The following is a 17,271-nucleotide window of genomic DNA, read 5'->3' as shown; positions in this document are numbered from 1 at the left end:
GGAATTCGACTTAAAATAGGTATCAAAGAAATAAAGGAAGAAATTATTCTACCCCAACCATTACAGAGGTTGCTTTGATGATCGCGTATGCTTCTTTACCAACTTCTAAGTTTAATTCTTTAACTGCTGCTAAAGATACAGTAGAAGAAAGCACGTTACCGCCACCGATATCAATGTGAACGATTGCATTTACTGAACCGTTTTCGATTGAAACAACTTTACCTTTTAATTGGTTTCTTGCACTAATTTTCATAACATTTCTTTGTTAGTTAGGGTTTAAAAGAGCTTGTATTTTATTCCTTATCTTAAAAAAGACAAGTCATAAGTAAAAACACAAGTGTTTAAAAACTTTTGGAAAATTGACCGCACTTTTATAGGCATTTTGCAGGTTTCGGCAAGCCTGCTAATTTTGTGGCTTGTTTTGCTGGGCCTTCAGGAAATAAGCGTTGTAAATAGCGGCTATTACCTTTATCCGCACCAAGCTTTTCCGCCATGGCTTTTACCAACATACGGATGGCTGGGGAAGTGTTATATTCTTGATAAAAGTCTCGCACAAAATAAATCACTTCCCAATGGGCATCAGTTAATTCAATATTTTCTAACTGTGCAATAGCTTGAGCGACATCTTCGTTCCATTGTTGGCTATGGAGCAAATAACCGTCTTTGTCAGTTTCAACTTCAACTTCAATTCCATTGATATTCAACATATTAATTCACTTCTTTAAAGTTAATCATTTCGTTGTTTGAAAAATCAGTTTGATCTTCGTCCTCAAATTGCATTGGCGTGATTTGTTCTTCATCAAATGCGGTATCGCCTTCAATCCCATTAATCATTTGTCCGTGTTTGATTCCTTTGAAATCAAATAATTTTGGATCACTCATATGTGACAATGTAATGTTTTGCATTGCGCTGAACATAGTTTCTAAGCGTCCAGGATATTGGCGATCCCAAGTATTGAGCATTTCTTTTACAACTTGGCGTTGAAGATTTGGTTGTGAGCCACATAGATTACAAGGAATAATCGGAAATTCTTTCGCGATGGCATATTTCTCAATATCTTTTTCTTTGCAGTAAGTAAGCGGACGAATCACAATTTGTTTACCATCATCAGAAATTAATTTAGGTGGCATTGATTTCATTTTGCCGCCATAAAACATATTTAAAAATAGCGTCGCTAACATATCGTCTCGGTGGTGCCCTAAAGCGATTTTGGTTGCACCAAGTTCTGTGGCAGTACGATATAAAATCCCACGGCGTAGGCGAGAGCAGAGTGAACAAGTGGTTTTTCCTTCTGGAATTTTTTCTTTCACAATGCCGTAAGTATTTTCTTGTACGATTTTGTAATCTACGCCAATGCTTTCTAAATATTCAGGTAATACGTGTTCTGGAAAACCTGGTTGCTTTTGATCTAGGTTCACCGCAACAATATCAAATTTAATTGGTGCACTTTGCTGTAAATTCAACAAAATATCGAGAAGCGTATAACTGTCTTTGCCTCCAGATAAACACACCATGACTTTATCGCCATCTTCAATCATACCAAAATCTGCAATGGCGTTGCCTACATTACGGCGAAGACGTTTTTGTAATTTATTGAAATTATAGGTTTGTTTTTTTTCTTGCTGGGCTAACTGGGTTAATTCGCTCATTCTGTTATCTTTAGTTATTCATGAAAGGCGCACATTATACGTGAAAAATAGGAAAAGTGCGGTCAATTCAAAAGAAGATTTTTAAGATCCGTAAAAAATCCTGTATAATCTTTCCAATTTTTTGTTCAATTTTAACGCTTTGCAATTCAATGATTGAAACATCCCAAACTATTCCTGAACTCGTCTCTTGGGCAAAAGATCGCGAGTTTTCTTTGAATTTACCTACCGAACGCTTGGTTTTCCTGCTAGCGATTGCAATTTATAACAACGAACGTTTAGACGGCGAAATGTTAGAAACCGATCTTGTGGATATTTTCCGCCACACGATGAATGCTTTTGAGCAATCCACCGATGCCATTGCAACACGAGCGAATAATGCAATTAATGAATTAGTGAAACAACGTTTGTTAAACCGTTTTAGTAGCGAATTTACTGAAGGCTTGGCGATTTATCGTTTAACACCATTAGGTGTTGGCGTGTCTGATTATTACATTCGTCAGCGTGAATTTTCTGCATTGCGTCTTTCAGTGCAACTTTCCATTGTGGCAGATGAAATTCAACGCGCTTCTGATTCTGCGGAAGAAGGCGTGGAGAATAATGAAAGTGAACATTATTGGCGTCGTAATGTGTTTGCGCCATTAAAATATTCCGTTGCAGAGATTTTTGATAGCATCGATCTTTCACAACGTATCATGGATGAAAATCAGCAAAGTATTAAAAATGAAATTGCAGAGCTTCTTACTAAAGATTGGCAAGCGGCAATTTCTAGCTGTGAACGTTTATTAGATGAAACATCAGGGAATTTACGCGAATTGCAAGATACGCTAAATGCGGCTGGGGATAAACTTCAAGCGCAATTATTGCGTATTCAAGATTGTGTGATTGGGCGTGATGATTTGTATTTTATCGATCAATTAATTACCGATTTACAATCTAAACTTGACCGAATTATTAGCTGGGGACAACAAGCCATCGATTTATGGATTGGTTATGACCGCCATGTGCATAAATTTATCCGAACCGCCATTGATATGGATAAAAATCGCGTGTTCTCACAACGTTTACGTAATTCTATTCATCATTATTTTGAGCATCCTTGGTTCTTATGGACCGCGCAAGCTGAGCGTTTAGTCGATCTGCGTGATGAAGAAATGGTGTTGCGTGAAGATGATGCTTTAGGTGAATTGCCAGAAGAATTGCAATACGAATCCCTTTCAGATTTACATGATCAAATTGTAGAGCATATGCAAGGCTTACTGATTGCTTATCGTGAAAATAACCGTCCGATTGATTTGAGTTTAGTGTTAAAAGAACAACTGGAAAATTACCCACTTTCTCGTCATTTTGATGTGGCTCGAATCATTGTTGATCAAGCAGTACGCCTTGGTATGGCGAATGATGATTTATCGGGTATTTATCCAGCTTGGCAAGCAATTAATAAACGTGGCGCAGAAGTGCAAGCACATGTGATTGATAAGTATTGATTTTAAGATAATTTAAAAGCTAATTTCGACGGAATTACTTCTGTTAAATATGCCCAAACCCTTTTTAGCAAAGAGGGACTAGGGGAGATTTGGCAATAATGATTAACAAAGAAAGTAACTGAATAAAGTTTTAATAGAGAAATAACCTATGACAGACAACCTTCAAGATGTAATTTCCCCAAAACTCGCTGTGGCGATTGCAAATCCAATATTTCCAGCGGTGGATAGCCTGTTACGTTCCGGTCGCCATATCAGCACGGAGCATTTAGATAATCACGCCTTTTTAATGGATTTCCAAAATGAATTAGATGGATTTTATCGCCGCTATAACGTGGAACTCATTCGTGCTCCAGAAGGCTTTTTCTATCTTCGTCCGAAAGCAACGACATTAATTGCGCGTTCAGTACTTTCTGAGCTGGAAATGCTTGTTGGTAAAGTGCTTTGTTATCTTTATTTAAGCCCAGAACGTTTAGCTCAACAGGGCATTTTCAGTACGCAAGAAGTATATGATGAATTATTAAATCTTGCTGATGAAGGAAAATTATTAAAAGCAGTTAATCAGCGTTCAAGTGGTTCTGACTTAGATAAACAAAAATTGGCAGAAAAAGTGCGAGCAGCAATCGGACGTTTACGTCGTTTAGGTATGATTCAAACTGTTGGCGAACAGAATAGTGGGAAATTTACGATTTCTGAATCTGTATTTCGTTTTGGGGCGGAAGTGCGTAGCGGAGATGATCCATTAGAGGCGCAAGCTCGACTCATTCGTGATGGGGAAGCGGCAACACCTGAATCCTTAGCGTTGGAAAAACAAGCACAATTAATGGAAAACGATGTAGAAAGTGCGGATGAAATTGACGAAGAATTTGACGGAGAACAAGAATAATGTCTGATGTTTTTGAATTAGAAAATGAAATCGAATTAGAGAGCGATGAAGTCATTATGGAAAATGAAAACGTCGAAGAAATCGTTGAAGAACCTATGCCTTTTAGCATGACGGCAAACAATGGTGTAGAGCGTGGTAAATTCCGTTCTTTAACCTTAATTAACTGGAATGGTTTTTTTGCCCGTACTTTCGATTTAGACGAATTAGTTACCACACTTTCTGGTGGTAACGGCGCAGGTAAATCAACCACAATGGCTGGATTTGTGACCGCATTAATTCCAGATTTAACCCTTTTACATTTCCGTAATACAACAGAGGCTGGCTCCACAGGCGGTTCTCGCGATAAAGGTTTACATGGTAAATTGCGTCCAGGTGTTTGTTACGCGGTATTAGATACCATTAACTCACGTCATCAACGTATTCTTGTCGGTGTGCGTCTGCAGCAAATTGCGGGTCGTGATAAAAAGGTTGATTTAAAAACGTTTTCAATTCAAGGTGTAGAATTATCTCAAAATCCGACCGCACTTTTCACAGAAACCGTGGGCGAACGTCAAGCTCGCGTCCTTAATTTAAACGAACTCAAAGATAAAATTGAAAATATCGGTGCACAATTTAAACAATATCATTCCATCACCGATTATCACGGCATGATGTTCGATTTAGGTATTATTCCGAAACGTTTACGTTCAGCATCAGACCGAAGCAAATTCTATAAACTTATCGAAGCATCTTTATACGGCGGTATTTCCAGTGCAATCACACGCTCTTTACGTGACTATTTATTGCCAGAAAATTTAGGTGTGCGCAAAGCTTTCCAAGATATGGAAAGTGCATTGCGTGAGAACCGTATGACTTTAGAGGCGATTAAGGTCACGCAATCAGATCGCAATTTATTTAAACATTTAATTACTGAAACCACTAATTATGTTGCTTCGGATTATATGCGTAATGCGAATGAACGCCGTGGCAATATTGAGGCTGCATTAGAATCTCGTCGCGAGTGGTATAAAGCAAAAGCAGAGCAGAATTTATCTCAACATCGTTTAGTTGATTTAAGTCGAGAAGCGGCTGAATTGGCAGAAAATGAACGTACTTTAGAAGTTGATCACCAAAGTGCGGTTGATTATCTTAACTTAGTGTTAAACGCTTTGCGTCACCAAGAAAAAATCACGCGCTATCAAGAAGATATTGCAGAACTCACCGAGCGTTTAGAAGAACAAAAAATAGTGGTTGAAGATGCGAATGATGCGTTAGAAGAAAGCCAAGCCCAATTTGAGCAAACTGAAATTGAAATTGACGCTGTACGAGCCCAATTAGCAGATTATCAACAAGCATTAGATGCCCAACAAACTCGCGCGCTTCAATATCAACAAGCCATTGCTGCTCTTGAAAAAGCGAAAACATTATGCGGTTTAGCGGATTTAAGTGTTAAAAATGTAGAAGATTATCACACAGAATTTGAAGCCCATGCAGAAAGTTTAACGGAAACCATACTTGAGCTTGAGCACAAAATGTCTATTTCTGAAGCAGCGAAATCTCAGTTTGATAAAGCGTATCAATTGGTATGCAAAATTGCGGGGGAAATGCCTCGTTCTGCGGCGTGGGAAAGTGCGAAAGAATTATTACGTGAATATCCAAGCCAAAAATTGCAGGCACAACAAACGCCACAACTTCGCACAAAATTACATGAACTTGAGCAACGTTATGCACAACAACAAAGTGCGGTCAAATTACTTAATGATTTTAATCAACGTGCTAATTTAAGTTTACAAACGGCAGAAGAATTAGAGGATTATCACGCCGAGCAAGAAGCGTTAATTGAAGATATTTCAGCAAGACTTTCAGAACAAGTGGAAAACCGTTCTACGCTTCGTCAAAAACGTGAAAATTTAACCGCACTTTATGATGAAAATGCGCGTAAAGCACCGGCATGGCTGACAGCTCAAGCTGCATTAGAACGTTTAGAGCAGCAAAGTGGCGAGACGTTTGAATATAGCCAAGATGTGATGAATTTTATGCAATCACAACTTGTGAAAGAACGTGAACTCACGATGCAGCGTGATCAACTTGAACAAAAACGTTTGCAATTAGATGAACAAATTTCTCGTTTAAGTCAGCCAGATGGTTCAGAAGATCCACGTTTAAATATGCTGACAGAACGTTTTGGTGGGGTGTTGCTTTCAGAGCTTTACGATGATGTAACCATTGAAGATGCGCCTTATTTTTCCGCACTTTACGGGCCTGCACGTCATGCTATTGTTGTGCGTGATCTCAATGCTGTGCGTGAACAACTTGCGCAATTAGAAGATTGTCCTGATGATTTGTATTTAATTGAAGGCGATCCTACCGCATTTGACGACAGCGTATTATCTGCACAAGAACTTGAGCTGGGTGTTGTAGTGCAAGTTTCAGATCGTGAATTACGCTATTCAAGATTCCCTGAAATCCCATTATTCGGGCGTGCAGCACGTGAAAAACGTTTAGAAGAATTACAAATTGAACGTGATGAAGTGGCAGAACAACATGCACAAATTGCATTTGATGTACAAAAATGCCAACGTTTACACGAACATTTCAGCCAATTTGTTGGGTTGCATCTGTCACTTGCGTTCCAGCCAAATCCAGAAGCGTTAATGTCTGAAATTAATCGCGAACGCAATGAAATTGATCGTGAATTAAATCAATTCAATAACGGCGAACAACAATTACGCATTCAATTAGATAATGCAAAAGAAAAACTACAGTTACTCAACAAGTTAATTCCACAGCTCAATGTATTGACTGATGAAGATTTAATTGATCGTATTGAAGAATGTCGTGAGCAATTAGATATTGCAGAGCAAGATGAATATTTTATTCGTCAGCATGGCGTAACGTTGTCACAATTAGAGCCTATTGCCAATAGTTTACAAAGTGATCCAGAAAATTACGAAGGCTTAAAAAATGAATTAACTCAAGCGATTGAGCGTCAAAAACAAGTTCAACAACGTGCATTTGCGTTAGCTGATGTTGTACAACGTAAACCGCATTTTGGTTATGAAGATACAGGGCAGGCTGAAACTTCTGAACTTAACGAAAAACTTCGCCAACGTTTAGAACAAATGCAGGCTCAGCGAGATATGCAACGTGAGCAAGTTCGCCAAAAACAAAGCCAATTTGCTGAATATAACCGCATATTAATTCAGTTACAAAGTTCTTACGATAGTAAATATCAGCTTTTAAATGAATTGATTGGTGAGATTAGCGATCTTGGCGTGAGAGCTGATGATGGTGCTGAAGAACGCGCGCGTATCCGTCGTGATGAATTACATCAACAACTTTCAACGAGCCGTCAGCGTCGGTCTTATGTAGAAAAACAACTCACATTAATTGAAAGCGAAGCTGACAACTTAAATCGTCTAATCCGCAAAACTGAACGTGATTATAAAACTCAACGTGAATTAGTGGTGGCAGCGAAAGTGAGTTGGTGTGTAGTTTTACGTCTATCACGTAATTCTGATATGGAAAAACGCCTCAATCGCCGAGAGCTTGCTTATTTATCTGCAGATGAATTACGTTCAATGTCGGATAAAGCATTAGGTGCGTTGCGTACAGCGGTGGCAGATAATGAATATCTACGTGATAGTCTAAGAATGTCTGAAGATAGTCGTAAACTTGAAAATAAAGTTCGGTTCTTTATTGCGGTGTATCAGCATCTACGTGAACGTATTCGTCAAGACATCATTAAAACCGATGATCCAATTGATGCCATTGAACAAATGGAAATTGAGCTTTCTCGTTTAACGGCTGAATTAACTGGCCGTGAGAAAAAATTGGCTATCAGTTCTGAAAGTGTTGCAAATATTATGCGTAAAACGATTCAGCGTGAACAAAATCGTATTCGTATGCTTAACCAAGGTTTACAAAACATTGCGTTCGGTCAGGTGAAATCTGTTCGTTTGGTAGTGAATATTCGTGATACCCATGCCATGTTGTTGGACGCACTTTCTGGTCAGCAAGATGAATATCAAGATTTATTCAACGATAACCGCATCACTTTCTCTGAAGCTATGGCGAAGCTCTATCAACGCATTAATCCACATATTGATATGGGACAACGCACAGCACAAACAATCGGCGAAGAATTGTTAGATTACCGTAATTATCTTGAGCTTGAAGTGGAAGTATTCCGTGGCGCTGATGGTTGGTTACGCGCTGAAAGTGGCGCACTTTCGACTGGTGAAGCTATCGGTACAGGTATGTCAATTCTCTTAATGGTTGTTCAAAGCTGGGAAGAAGAAAGCCGTCGAATTCGTGGTAAAGATATTGTGCCTTGTCGCTTGTTGTTCTTAGATGAAGCAGCGCGTTTAGACGGTAAATCTATTTCTACCTTATTTGAGCTTTGCGAACGTTTAGATATGCAGTTACTTATTGCTGCGCCAGAAAACATTAGCCCAGAAAAAGGTACAACCTATAAACTCGTGCGTAAAATCGCAGGCAACCAAGAGCATGTACACGTTGTTGGTTTACGTGGATTCGGTGTGACAGAATAAGAATATAAAAAATAGAGAAGTGCGATTGAAAACTTCGGTGTTTTTGACCGCACTTAAGCCTTTAAGGAAGGAATAATGAAAATCTTTACGTCAAAAAAAGGACAATTATCACAGCTGAAGCAGCAAAAATTTAAGCTGGAAAAGGATATTCAGCGTTTATTTGAAGAAAATCTTACCTTATTAAGTGGCTATATTTTTATTCGCTCAGAATTTTCTATTAAAAATTCGCGTATTGATACCTTAGCTTTTGATCCTGAAACTCAAGCCTTTGTCATTATTGAATATAAAAGACAACAAAATTCTAGTGTGGTTGATCAAGGGATTTCTTATCTTAATTTGATGCTTGAATATAAAGCTGATTTTATTGTGGAATATAATGAAAAGCAAAAAGCCCCACTTAAAAGAAATGATGTGGATGGTCACAATCTAAGGTGATTTTTGTTTCACCTACTTTTAATGATTTCCAAATTCAAGCCACAAATTTTAAAGATTTACCTATTGAATTATGGGAAGTTAATCGCTTTGATAATGATATTATTACGCTCAATATTATTAATAAATCAAAATCAGCACCGAATATTAAAGCTGTTTCTATTGAAAAAAATGAAGAATTTTCTACATTAAAAGAAATAAAAGTTTATCAAGAATCTGATCACTTAAGTGATAAATCAGATTTTATTCAAGAACTATACGAAGATTTTAAACAAGGCATTTTAAATTTAGATCCTAATATCGAAATTAATACTAGAAAACTTTACATTGCATTCAAAAAAGATCGAAATATTGCAGATATTCGTATCCAACAAAAGAATTTAAAAATTTGGATTAATCTTCCTTATGGAGAGTTAGATGATCCTAAAAATTTAGCAAAAAATGTATCTAATACAGGTCACTGGGGGAATGGGGATTATGAAATTACCATTGAAAGTACCCAATATCTTGAATACATTATGAGTTTAATTAAACAAGCTATTAAGGATTAATAAATGCACAATCTTATTCTTGCCATTCTTTGTAGCGTAGCGGTTTCAGTTTTACTAAAAATTGCCCGTAAAAAAAATATTATTATTGAACAAGCTATCGCATTCAACTACATCACAGCCATTACTTTTAGTTATTTCTTACTCAAACCTGATTTTAAAGGCTTAGAATTTACTGATTACATTGTACAAAGCGAAAACTCACCCATTTTTTTAGCACTAGGTTTATTGCTACCTAGCGTGTTTATTATTATGTCAAAAGCGGTGGAGTTTGCTGGAATTGTACGTTCTGATGCTGCACAACGTCTTTCGTTGTTTCTTCCTATTTTATCGGCATTTTTAATTTTTCATGAAACACTAAGTCAATCTAAAATCACTGGCGTTGTATTAGCCTTTATTGGTTTATTTTGTTTATTAACTAAGCCAAATCAAGGGCAAAGTGCGGTGAATTTTAAAGGTGTTTTAGGATTAATTGGCGTGTGGTTTGGGTATGGCATTATTGATATTTTATTCAAGCAAGTTGCGAAAAGCGGCGGTGCATTTCCTGCTACATTGTTTATTTCTTTTTCGCTTGCAGCTTGTGTTATGTTTATCTATTTATTCTTAAAACGAGCCCAATGGACATCATCAAGTGTAATTGGCGGCATCGTTTTAGGGGTATTGAATTTCTTTAATATTTTATTCTATATAAAAGCACATCAAAGTTTTGCTGGAAATCCAACGCTTGTTTTTGCGGGAATGAATATTGGCGTGATTTGCTTGGGTACGATAATTGGCGCATTAGTTTTTAAAGAAAAAATCAGTAAGCTAAATTGGATAGGTATTATTTTTAGTTTATCAGCTATTTTCTGCCTATATTATTTAGATAAACTTATTGCGTAAAAGAGAGTAGTCATGGCAAAAGATTTCAGCTTTTTTATTTACGATTATGAAAGTTTTGGTGTAAATCCCGCAACAGATCGTCCTGCGCAATTTGCGGGTATTCGTACAGACGCTGATTTTAATATTATTGGCGAACCAATAATGTTTTATTGTAAACAAACCAACGATTATTTACCGGCTCCTGAAGCGGTAATGGTAACAGGAATTACGCCACAAGAATGTAATGAAAAGGGGCTTTCAGAGCCTGAATTTGCCGCAAGAATCTTGACAGAATTCTCACAGCCCGATACTTGCGTAATGGGTTATAACAACATTCGTTACGATGATGAAATGACGCGTTATACGTTTTATCGTAATTTTATTGATCCTTATGAATACAGTTGGAAAAACGGGAATTCACGCTGGGATTTGTTAGATTTAGTACGAGCTTGTTATGCCTTGCGTCCAGAAGGGATTAATTGGGCTTATGACGATGATGGAATGCCAAGTTTCCGCTTAGAAAAACTCACTAAAGCAAATGGTATTGAGCATGAAAATGCTCATGATGCAATGGCTGATGTATATGCAACTATTGCTATGGCGAAATTAATTAAAGAAAAACAGCCTAAATTATTCCAATATTTCTTTGAAAATCGCGGTAAAAAAGAAATCGAAAAATTGGTTGATACAGGCGCAATGACACCTTTAGTGCATGTTTCTGGGATGTTAGGGAATTATCGTGGAAATTGCACTTGGGTTGCCCCTTTAGCTTGGCATCCGACAAATCAAAATGCACTTATTGTTTGTGATTTAACTGGCGATATCGATAATTTATTAGCCAAAAGTGCGGATGAATTACGGGCAGATTTATATACCAAAAAATTGGAATTAGAAGAAAGGGGAGTTTCATCCATCCCATTAAAGCTTGTGCATATCAATAAATGTCCTATTTTAGCGCCAGCCAAAACCTTGTTGCCAGAAACAGCAAATCGCTTGGGTATTGATCGTCAATTATGCTTGGATAATCTTGCAAAATTACGAGCATCTTTTGATATTCGTGAAAAAGTGACGGATATTTTTAATGAAGAACGTCAATTTGAATCAAATGATAATGTGGAAACTGAGCTATACAATGGCTTTTTCAGCAATGCTGATAAAAATAATATGTCTATTTTACGTAGTTTACCTGCGGAAAAATTAGCTGAACATGGTTTAGCTTTTGAAGATAAACGTATCCCTGAATTATTGTTCCATTATCGAGCTCGCCATTTTTATAAAACCCTTACACGCGCTGAACAAATTAAATGGCAGAAATATAGACAGAATAAACTTGAAAAAAGTGCGGTAAATTTTGAATCAAGTTTACAACGTTTAGCAGAGGAACATTCAGATAACCATGAAAAACTATCTTTACTGCAACAAGTATATGAATATGGTATAAAACTACTAGGCTAGTCAATACGTTGTCACATTTTGTCAAAAAGCACGTTTTAAGAAAAACGTGCTTTTTTTGTTGTTTTTTCTGGGAATAATTATCCAAGAAATTCTCCAGATTTTACGTAGCGCAATCACATAAATTTAGCTTATTCTACCTTTACATTGCCTTTACATTTTCATTCTTCCATTCAATAACTCTATAAAACAACACGTTACAACGTGTTATATAGCCTTATTTTGTCTTGTTTTGCTAGTATCCGTGACTTGTGCATAACTCTGTGATTTATTTAATCCGTAGTTTTTGCTAACCAGATAACTAATTTCGCATAATGTATATTATGTTAAATTATAAAAATGCAAAGTAACTTTAATTATAGGTTATGAAGAGATTATTTCTCCTCTCTTAATTAGTTATACTTAATCAAATCATCACAGATAAGATGAACGAGTAAATTAATTTAGAGCCATACTATGACGTTTATTTACATTCATGGGTGTGAAAGTGCTGCAGCATTTAAAGATTTATGCTTGATTGATAAAGATTTATGTTTGATTGATAAAGATTTAGGTGATTTAGCCACTGCTACATAATGTAAATAATATAAGTTTCCTGTTTAGAACTTTTAACTTATTAAATAAAATACGTTTTCCATCAAGCAATCAAGCTCCATAGTAAAAGTTTAGATGGGTGAAAAACTACCAAGCTGTGTTTTTTATGTATCTAAGTTCTCCACTAGCCCACCATTTTCGATTTTCTGATGTGTTATTTACTACCGTGTCAGCTAATACTTGCAACGTGTTATCATTGAATTTCTTTATTCTTTTTTTGATATGACAAAGCGTTTAGGTATGATAAACGAAAAACTACTACCCTTCGTTTCAGTACTTTCAATATTTAAATGAGAATGATATTGTAATAAAGTATGCTTCACAATAGCTAGTCCTAAACCACTTCCACCAGTTAAATGGCTACGAGATTCATCAACTCTATAAAAACGTTCTGTTAAATGTGGAATATGCTGTGGTGATATGCCAACACCATTATCTATCACGTTAAATTTAATACCCTGTTCACAAGTTTCCCATTTAATTTGAATATGACACTGTTTACCAGAATGCTTAATAGCATTATAAATTAAATTTGAAACGGCACTTCTTAGTTGAAATTCATTTCCAAAAATAATGATATTAGGTTGAATAATAAATTCAATGTGATGATTATAAGTATTTAATATATCTGTATCTTTTCTTAAAGAATTTATCATGGCTGACATATCAAATGTACGAAAATCCTTATCTGAAGTTGTTTCTATTTTTGCTAAAAAATTAAATTGTTGTAATAGATGTTCCATTCGTTGGCTTTGCTCTTGCATTGCAAAAATAGCCTTTTTTTGTAGAGGGTTCTGAGTATTATTATCTGCAAGAATTTCTAAGTAACCTTGTAATACGGTTAATGGAGTACGTAGCTCGTGATTAATGTTACTCAAGAATTTTTGGCGTGAATTAAGTAAATGAATCATATCTGTAATATCTCGAGCGACAACTAAAATCATATGAGAATTATAAGCGTGCGACTGCACCTCAATATAACGTTGATTATAAGTTAATAGTACTAACGGTCGTCTTTTTTTTGACTGAAAAAAATAATGTTTAAATTGTTCATAAAAAATAACATCAAAAATATTTTTCTGGACTTTTTTATTCCAACAAAAATCAAACATCTGTTGCGCAATTGAATTACACCAAGAAATATTACCATTATGCTGACAGATAATAATTGCATCTGGTAAATACTTAATATTTTTATTTATTTGAGATAACAAACGTAAACTTGCACATTTTTCTTTGTAAATTCGATGACGATGGTAGGCTTCAGTTTGAGAGAATGTTCCTAATTGTAATAAAGAGAATTTATTATCTTGCTTTAAATTGAGATATTTGAGTAAACGATATTCATTAATATGATGCCAAGCTAAAATTAATAAAAGTATTATTGCAAACCAAAGAATAAAATCAGAAGTAAATAAGGAAATAATGATTGCCAAATTTATTTCAACAATAAAATTCAATATTTTTTTCATTGTTTATCTCGTAAATAACTAGAAAATCGATAACCAGATCCTCGAACTGTTTGGATGTAATGTTCACATTGAAAAGGGGCTAAATTGCGGCGTAAACGGCGAATATAGCTATCAACAGTGCGATATTCAACTTCTAGATCATTATGCCAAATACGATTTAACAATTGTTCTCTAGAATAAACTTTTTCAGGGTGCTTCATAAAAAAATGTAACAATTTAAATTCTGTACTACTTAAATTAATTTCCTGCTGTTGGAAAAACACTCTCTGAGCATTTTCATCAATGGAAAGTTCATCGATTTGTATAAATTGACTTTGTTGTTCATAAATTCTCCTCCATACTGCCTCAATGCGAGCTAATAAAATTTGAGGTGAAAAGGGTTTAGTGATGTAGTCATCAGCCCCTGCATTTAAACAGGCAATACAATCTTCTTCTGTACTTTTAGCTGTGAGCATAATAATGGGAATCGCAGCATAGCTTTCTTGCTTTTTAATATACTGTATAAATTGTATACCTGAACGACCAGGTAGCATCCAATCCAATAATATTAGTTTAGGATTTTCTTTTATCTTGTTTATCGCTGTTTTGAAATCGCTCGCTTCAATCACATCATAGTATTTTTGAGATAAAAACAGTGCGATCATTTCACGGATTGCACATTCATCTTCAACTATCAGAATTTTTCTTGTCATAATACTCCTTCATTTGATTTATGGCATAAAAGTGAAGTGAGAAATAATACATTCTCACCAAACTTTTACTTTTTAACTACCCCATTTTACCGCGAATATAATCTTCTGTACGTTGTATCTTAGGTCTATCAAAAATTTGTTGTGTTTGACCAAATTCAACTAATTCACCCAAATACATAAATGCCGTATAGTCGGAGCAACGTGTAGCTTGTTGCATATTATGAGTTACCATAACCACAGTATAATCTTGTTTTAACTCCGTAATGAGTTCTTCAATTTTCATAGTCGAAATAGGATCTAATGCCGAACAAGGTTCATCGAGCAACAACACACTAGGTTTAATAGCAATTCCTCGAGCAATGCACAAGCGTTGCTGTTGTCCGCCAGATAAACTATCTCCGCTTTTATGTAATTTATCTTTCACTTCATTCCAAAGAGCGGCCTTAGTCAATGCCCATTCTACTCGTTCATTCATCTTTTCTTTTGATAATTTTTCAAACAAACGAACACCGAATGCAATATTATCATAAATCGACATTGGAAATGGCGTTGGTTTTTGGAAAACCATACCAACCTTAGCACGAATCAGAGAAATATCCATCTTTGTTGTGAGTAAATTTTCACCGTCTAAATTAATTTCACCAGTAGCTTTTTGATTTGGATATAGCTCAAACATCCGATTAAAACTCCGCAATAAAGTAGATTTACCGCAACCTGAAGGACCAATAAAGGCGGTCACTTTATTCTTAGCGATACGTAAATTAATGTTTTTTAATGCATGAAAATCCTCATAGTAGAAATTTAGATTTTGCACAGCTATTTTGGTTTCTTGTAGACTAATCATATTGCCTCATTATTTTTTATGTTGAAAGAAGAGTCGAGTGAAAATGTTTAAGCAAAGCACAAATAATGTTACTAGAGCTGCACCTGCCCAAGCTAGATTATTCCAATCTGTAAAAGGACTTGCTGCATATTGATAAATAACTACAGGTAAATTTGCGATAGGTTCATTCATATTCCAAGATAGAAATTGATTAGACAGTGCGGTAAATAATAGCGGTGCAGTTTCTCCTGAAATTCGGGCAACTGCCAATAGCACGCCAGTTAAAATCCCTGATTTAGCTGCTCGATAACAAATCATCATAATAACTTGCCATTGAGAGCAACCAAGAGCTGCCGCTGCTTCACGTAAATTATTTGGTACAAGTAATAACATATTGTCCGTAGTGCGTACCACGATAGGAATAAGCAATAAAGCTAATGCGAATGCTCCAGCCCACCCTGAAAAATGCTCGATTTTTGATACATATAAGCTGTAAACAAACAAACCAATAATAATAGAAGGGGCAGAAAGAAGAATATCATTAAGAAAACGGGTAATTTGTGCGAAACGGCTATAACGACCATATTCTGCTAAATACGTCCCTGCCAATACCCCCATAGGAGTGCCTATCAATGTACCCGCACCGACAATAAAAAACGAACCAATCAGTGCATTTAACAATCCCCCTTTTTCATTAGGGGCAGGGGTAGATTGTGTGAATAAATCAATTGATAAAGCTGGAATGCCTTTGGTAATTAGAGTGAATAATATCCAACACAACCAAAATAAGCCGATAATTACTGAAATATAGGAAAGCCCTAACATTAATTTATTGTGTGTTTTACGCCAATAAAAACGCAAGTTTTGATTAGTTTTCATCTTATTTCCCTTTTGTTTGTTGCATTTTTGTAATCATTAATCTTGATAAAATCAATACCATAGTTGTGATAACAAAGAGGAGTAGTCCTAATTCCATCAATGCAGATTTTTGTAATCCACCTGCTTCATTAAATTCGTTAGCAATAGCAGATGCGATTGAGGTAGAAGGTGAAAATAAGGAATTAGGCAATTGAAACGTATTACCTATAATAAAAGTGATAGCCATTGTTTCGCCCAATGCTCTTCCCAATCCTAGCATCACACTCCCAACAAGCCCTATTCTAGTGTGTGGTACAATCACTTGTCGAACCACTTCCCAAGTGGTTGCACCTAATCCATAAGCACCTTCTTTTAACATTGGTGGTACTACACTAAAGACATCTCGCATTACGGATGCAATAAAAGGAATGATCATTATGGCAAGCACTAATCCTGCCGTAAATAAACCAACACCAAAAGGTACGCCAGAAAAAAATAATTCTAATCCAGGTAAATTACCCAAATTGTCAATTAGTACAGGCTGAATATGTTCTTGAAATAATGGAACGAAAACAAACAACCCCCACATTCCGTAAATAATAGAAGGAATTGCAGCTAGCATTTCAATTGCAATGCTTATAGGACGTTTTAGCCAATTGGGAGCTAGCTCCGTTAAAAAGATTGCAATACCAAATGAAATGGGTACTGCGATAAATAATGCGATACTCGCCGTAATAAGCGTACCTAAAATAGGAATAATTGCCCCATATTGTTCTTGTACAGGGTCCCAATATGTTTCTAATAGAAAACTCCCACCAAAACGTTTAATACTCTCCCAACTTCCTATGACTAAAGAAATTAAAATAGCAGCAAGTAAAATAAACACAAGCAAAGCAAACAATGCCGTAGTCTGTTTGAATAATGATTCAATCCATGTTTGATTAAAATATTTCCGACTTTTTGTGAGCATAAGTATTTTCCAAAATTATT

Annotated in this window: 13 protein-coding genes and 1 pseudogene; 6 read left to right on the top strand and 8 right to left on the bottom strand. The window is 35.8% G+C overall.

The window, feature by feature from the left end:
* Window positions 1-43: 43 nt before the first annotated feature.
* The 3 genes from DQN24_RS06615 to ttcA form a co-directional block, all read right to left on the bottom strand.
* Window positions 44-253: a TOBE domain-containing protein gene (locus tag DQN24_RS06615; protein ID WP_005631673.1), complete on the bottom strand. Its 210-nt coding sequence runs from the start codon at window positions 251-253 to the stop codon at window positions 44-46.
* A gap of 118 nt (window positions 254-371) precedes the next feature.
* A complete protein-coding gene (locus DQN24_RS06610; protein WP_005656764.1) occupies window positions 372-707 on the bottom strand; it encodes a TusE/DsrC/DsvC family sulfur relay protein in 336 nt (111 codons plus the stop codon).
* A 1-nt stretch (window position 708) separates the two neighbouring features.
* Window positions 709-1,650 (bottom strand): tRNA 2-thiocytidine(32) synthetase TtcA, encoded by a 942-nt coding sequence (gene ttcA / locus DQN24_RS06605; RefSeq protein WP_111695571.1) that lies wholly within the window; start codon window positions 1,648-1,650, stop codon window positions 709-711.
* Window positions 1,651-1,799: 149 nt separating this feature from the next.
* On the opposite strand from ttcA, the gene mukF reads away from it, so the two are divergent.
* From mukF to sbcB, 6 genes and pseudogenes are all read left to right on the top strand, one after another.
* Window positions 1,800-3,134 carry a chromosome partition protein MukF gene (mukF, locus tag DQN24_RS06600; protein WP_111695570.1) on the top strand — a complete coding sequence of 445 codons (1,335 nt, stop codon included), beginning with the start codon at window positions 1,800-1,802 and terminating at the stop codon, window positions 3,132-3,134.
* Between the two features lie 148 nt (window positions 3,135-3,282).
* Window positions 3,283-4,017, top strand: a complete 735-nt coding sequence (gene mukE / locus DQN24_RS06595; protein ID WP_111695569.1) for a chromosome partition protein MukE — start codon at window positions 3,283-3,285, stop codon at window positions 4,015-4,017.
* On the top strand, window positions 4,017-8,549 hold the full coding sequence (gene mukB / locus DQN24_RS06590; protein WP_111695568.1) for a chromosome partition protein MukB: 4,533 nt from the start codon (window positions 4,017-4,019) through the stop codon (window positions 8,547-8,549). Before mukE ends, mukB begins: the two co-directional genes overlap by 1 nt.
* 75 nt (window positions 8,550-8,624) lie before the next feature.
* Window positions 8,625-9,532, top strand: a pseudogene (locus tag DQN24_RS06585) (DUF5655 domain-containing protein).
* Between the two features lie 3 nt (window positions 9,533-9,535).
* Window positions 9,536-10,411: a DMT family transporter gene (locus DQN24_RS06580; protein WP_005670976.1), complete on the top strand. Its 876-nt coding sequence runs from the start codon at window positions 9,536-9,538 to the stop codon at window positions 10,409-10,411.
* Between the two features lie 12 nt (window positions 10,412-10,423).
* The gene (gene sbcB, locus DQN24_RS06575; RefSeq protein WP_111695567.1) at window positions 10,424-11,845 is read left to right on the top strand and encodes an exodeoxyribonuclease I; all 1,422 of its coding nucleotides are present in this window, start codon (window positions 10,424-10,426) and stop codon (window positions 11,843-11,845) included.
* Between the two features lie 797 nt (window positions 11,846-12,642).
* Here sbcB and phoR read toward each other — a convergent pair.
* From phoR to pstC, 5 genes are all read right to left on the bottom strand, one after another.
* Window positions 12,643-13,908: a phosphate regulon sensor histidine kinase PhoR gene (gene phoR, locus DQN24_RS06570; RefSeq protein ID WP_050847119.1), complete on the bottom strand. Its 1,266-nt coding sequence runs from the start codon at window positions 13,906-13,908 to the stop codon at window positions 12,643-12,645.
* A complete protein-coding gene (phoB, locus tag DQN24_RS06565; protein ID WP_021035191.1) occupies window positions 13,905-14,600 on the bottom strand; it encodes a phosphate regulon transcriptional regulator PhoB in 696 nt (231 codons plus the stop codon). The genes phoR and phoB overlap by 4 nt, the downstream gene beginning before the upstream one ends.
* Before the next feature lie 76 nt (window positions 14,601-14,676).
* The gene (pstB, locus tag DQN24_RS06560; protein ID WP_021035192.1) at window positions 14,677-15,444 is read right to left on the bottom strand and encodes a phosphate ABC transporter ATP-binding protein PstB; all 768 of its coding nucleotides are present in this window, start codon (window positions 15,442-15,444) and stop codon (window positions 14,677-14,679) included.
* 9 nt (window positions 15,445-15,453) lie between these two features.
* Entirely contained in the window at window positions 15,454-16,302 is an 849-nt protein-coding gene (pstA, locus tag DQN24_RS06555) for a phosphate ABC transporter permease PstA (protein WP_021035193.1), read from the bottom strand.
* 1 nt (window position 16,303) lies between these two features.
* On the bottom strand, window positions 16,304-17,251 hold the full coding sequence (gene pstC / locus DQN24_RS06550) for a phosphate ABC transporter permease subunit PstC (protein ID WP_111695566.1): 948 nt from the start codon (window positions 17,249-17,251) through the stop codon (window positions 16,304-16,306).
* Window positions 17,252-17,271 lie beyond the last annotated feature (20 nt).

It is taken from the genome of Haemophilus influenzae (genome assembly GCF_900475755.1).
GTDB classification, from domain to species: Bacteria; Pseudomonadota; Gammaproteobacteria; order Enterobacterales; family Pasteurellaceae; genus Haemophilus; species Haemophilus influenzae_D.
Note: the sequence above shows the minus strand (reverse complement) of the source record. Positions and strands in the feature narration are given on the sequence as shown.

Coding starts and splice junctions, on each gene's coding strand:
- mukF (WP_111695570.1), top strand. CDS start 1,800: ATGATTGAAACATCCCAAACTATTCCTGAACTCGTCTCTTGGGCAAAA.
- phoB (WP_021035191.1), bottom strand. CDS start 14,600: ATGACAAGAAAAATTCTGATAGTTGAAGATGAATGTGCAATCCGTGAA.
- pstA (WP_021035193.1), bottom strand. CDS start 16,302: ATGAAAACTAATCAAAACTTGCGTTTTTATTGGCGTAAAACACACAAT.
- mukB (WP_111695568.1), top strand. CDS start 4,017: ATGTCTGATGTTTTTGAATTAGAAAATGAAATCGAATTAGAGAGCGAT.
- DQN24_RS06580 (WP_005670976.1), top strand. CDS start 9,536: ATGCACAATCTTATTCTTGCCATTCTTTGTAGCGTAGCGGTTTCAGTT.
- phoR (WP_050847119.1), bottom strand. CDS start 13,908: ATGAAAAAAATATTGAATTTTATTGTTGAAATAAATTTGGCAATCATT.
- mukE (WP_111695569.1), top strand. CDS start 3,283: ATGACAGACAACCTTCAAGATGTAATTTCCCCAAAACTCGCTGTGGCG.
- DQN24_RS06610 (WP_005656764.1), bottom strand. CDS start 707: ATGTTGAATATCAATGGAATTGAAGTTGAAGTTGAAACTGACAAAGAC.
- pstC (WP_111695566.1), bottom strand. CDS start 17,251: ATGCTCACAAAAAGTCGGAAATATTTTAATCAAACATGGATTGAATCA.
- sbcB (WP_111695567.1), top strand. CDS start 10,424: ATGGCAAAAGATTTCAGCTTTTTTATTTACGATTATGAAAGTTTTGGT.
- DQN24_RS06615 (WP_005631673.1), bottom strand. CDS start 253: ATGAAAATTAGTGCAAGAAACCAATTAAAAGGTAAAGTTGTTTCAATC.
- ttcA (WP_111695571.1), bottom strand. CDS start 1,650: ATGAGCGAATTAACCCAGTTAGCCCAGCAAGAAAAAAAACAAACCTAT.
- pstB (WP_021035192.1), bottom strand. CDS start 15,444: ATGATTAGTCTACAAGAAACCAAAATAGCTGTGCAAAATCTAAATTTC.